The organism is Peribacillus sp. NPDC058002, assembly GCF_042886655.1.
GTDB lineage: Bacteria > Bacillota > Bacilli > Bacillales > DSM-1321 > Peribacillus > Peribacillus aracenensis.
Genome location: NZ_JBHVQU010000354.1, coordinates 1 through 2,916, shown reverse-complemented (window position 1 = coordinate 2,916; position 2,916 = coordinate 1). Strand labels below are relative to the sequence as shown.

Annotated in this window: 3 protein-coding genes and 1 pseudogene; 2 read left to right on the top strand and 2 right to left on the bottom strand. The window is 41.6% G+C overall.

What is annotated here, in order from left to right; all coding sequences use genetic code 11:
- Positions 1-262 (top strand): annotated as a pseudogene (locus tag ACFVSH_RS24910) (Ger(x)C family spore germination protein); the annotation flags it as partial.
- A 28-nt stretch (positions 263-290) separates the two neighbouring features.
- Here ACFVSH_RS24910 and fabI read toward each other — a convergent pair.
- A complete protein-coding gene (gene fabI, locus ACFVSH_RS24905) occupies positions 291-1,064 on the bottom strand; it encodes an enoyl-ACP reductase FabI (RefSeq protein ID WP_387596214.1) in 774 nt (257 codons plus the stop codon).
- Between the two features lie 134 nt (positions 1,065-1,198).
- Positions 1,199-2,539 (bottom strand): magnesium transporter, encoded by a 1,341-nt coding sequence (mgtE, locus tag ACFVSH_RS24900; RefSeq protein WP_387597148.1) that lies wholly within the window; start codon positions 2,537-2,539, stop codon positions 1,199-1,201.
- A 152-nt stretch (positions 2,540-2,691) separates the two neighbouring features.
- Between mgtE and ACFVSH_RS24895 the strand changes: the two genes are divergently transcribed.
- Positions 2,692-2,916 (top strand): metallophosphoesterase (locus tag ACFVSH_RS24895; RefSeq protein ID WP_387708425.1); only part of this gene is annotated, 225 nt, incomplete at its 3' end.

The window sequence follows — 2,916 nt, the reverse complement described above, 5'->3', positions numbered from 1 at the left end:
AGAATTAATACGCTCTATCAAGAAAGAAATAAATTACACATATCAATATACACAAAAAAGAGGGCTGGACCTGTTTAGGTTATCGAAAACACTTTATCGAGAGGATATTAAAACTTGGAGAAAAATCGAAACAGGAGGAAGGATCCCTTTAGATGAAGATTCGATTAAGTCGATTAAAATCGATGTAATTCTTCAAGATACCGGAAAACAAACATTAACACCAATCTTTGATGGACAGGATGATAACAGTTCAAAAAATTAAAAAGGGGACCTTAAAGAGTCCCCTTTTATCATCCAATTATATGATAACCGGAGTCCACATGGATATTTTCCCCGGTAATTCCGCGGGACATGTCACTTAATAAAAATACTGCCGTATCCCCTACTTCTTCCGGAGTCGTTGTACGACGGAGCGGTGCTTCTTCCTCAATCTTCTTTAAAATTGTATTGAAGTCACGGACACCTTTAGCGGATAAGGTACGGATTGGACCGGCCGAAATTGCATTCACTCGGATGTTATCTTTACCAAGATCACTTGACAGGTAACGGACATTGGCTTCCAGCGAGGCCTTAGCCACTCCCATTACATTATAATTTGGCATGACCCGTTCACCGCCAAGATACGTCATTGTGACGATGCTGCCGCCTTCAGTCATGATTTCCTTCGCCGCTTTAGCTACAGCCGTCAAAGAGAATGAACTGATATTATGGGCAAGCAAGAACCCTTCACGGCTCGTGTTGACGAACTCACCGTCCAGATCTTCCTTGTTAGCAAATGCGACACTGTGTACCACGCCATGAATGATACCTGTTTCTTCCTTAATCGCCGCAAAACATTCATCAATGCTTTCATCCTTCGTTACATCACATTGTAAAATGGTGGAAGGCTCTCCTTCCAATGTAGAAGATAGTTCCTTAACGCTTTTTTCCGTACGGTCTTTTCCGTAAGTGAAGATCAGCTTTGCACCTGCTTTATGTAAGGAACGGGCAACTCCCCATGCAATACTTCTTTTATTCGCAACACCCATTATGACAAACGTTTTTCCTTCTAATGAAAAAGTCATTGTATGTGACCTCCTATTTTTAATACAAGTTATTAGTACCTGCTACTAATGATAGTATATCAAAATTCCTTTGATAAAAACACCGTTTTCTAAAGTCCTGAGGGAATGGCCCTCCAAAGAGGGCCTACTTTGACTTATAGTAGATAGCCCATTAATAATGTTGCTAATCCGAAATAAATAAGAATACTGATAAGGTCGTTGATTGTTGTAATGAAAGGACCTGAAGCTACCGCTGGGTCGATTTTCATTTTATGCATGAGAAGCGGGACGATTGAACCGGCAAGTGTGGCAACGATCAGAGTTATGAAAATGGAAATACCGACCAATAACCCCAGCATTAAATCACCTTGCCAAAAATATACAATGAAAATGATGGCAATTCCGCATGTCAGGCCAATAATAAGGCCAGTTCCAGCCTCTCGAAGGACCAGTTTCCACTTGCTTTCCTGTTCTAATTCACCTGTTGCGATTCCTCTCACCGCTACTGCCAAGGCTTGTGTTCCTGTATTTCCAGCCATGCCGCCAATCAATGGAATAAATACAGCAAGAATCGCTTTTTGGCTTAGTATCTCTTCGAATCGGCCGATCAAGCTTGCAGTCAGCAAGCCTAAAAACAAAAGGATGACCAACCATGGCAGCCGTTTTTTTGCAGCGGAAAATGGACTCTTATCAACATGATCAAGATCAGAGATACCTGCCAGTTTAGAATAGTCATCGGATGCCTCTTCATCCATGACGTCAATGATATCATCAACGGTTATAATCCCTAATAAATGGTTTTGGAAATCGACGACCGGCACAGCAAGGAAGTTATAGTCCCTTATTTTTCGTGCCACCTCTTCCTGGTCTTCAGATACAGGGACGGAAACTACCCTGTCATCCATTAAATCACCGATTAAGGTATCTTCATCAGCAATGATCAATGTCCTGAGCGATAAAACACCAAGCAGCTTCTTATCCTGATCGGTAACGAACACATAATAAATCGTTTCCGCTTCCGGAGCTTCCCTTTTCAAGATCTGCATGGCTGATCGGGCGGTTTCATTTGCTTCAATGGCAATGAATTCTGTCGTCATGATACTACCTGCCGTAGATTCCTCATAGTTCAGAAGCTCCTGGATTTCACTTGCCGCTTCATCATCCATGATGGTCAAATAGCTGACGGCCTGCTCATCATTGATTTCATTCAGGACGTCGGCCGCATCATCCGCATACATATGGGAAAGCATATCGGCTGCATAAGAAGGATTCATTTCAGCCAACAGGCTTTCGTAATCCTCTTCATCAATTTCTATATTTTCAAAAAGGTCCGCCATTTCTTCCGGTGACAAATATGTGTAAACGACGGATCTGAATTCATCTGACAAGCTTGTATAAAATTGAGCCTGATCATATGGATGCATTTCAAGGAACTCCGTACGGAACTGATCTAGACTTTCCGTTTTAAGCGCTTCAAGCAAAAGCTCGTTATTCATTTGACTATTCTCCCGCTCCCGTTCCTTCATCTCCTCCATAACCATACACCTCCTAAAACATATTTTTTCATTTCCTCGTTTATATTTTATTTTTTTAAATAATACTATACTAATACCATAAACATATACAAAACAAACAAAGGGTGTGTCAAATGAACATCGATATCATAGGGGACATTCATGGATGTTTCGCTGAATTCAGGCAGCTGACCGAAAAAATGGGCTATACATGGAAGACTGGGTTTCCTGTACATCCCTCCGGAAGAATTCTCGGCTTTGTAGGCGATTTAACCGATCGCGGCCCAAATTCCCTTCAAGTAATAGAGGTTGTCCATGAATTAGTCATTAACCAAAATATAGCAAGGTATGCCCCAGGC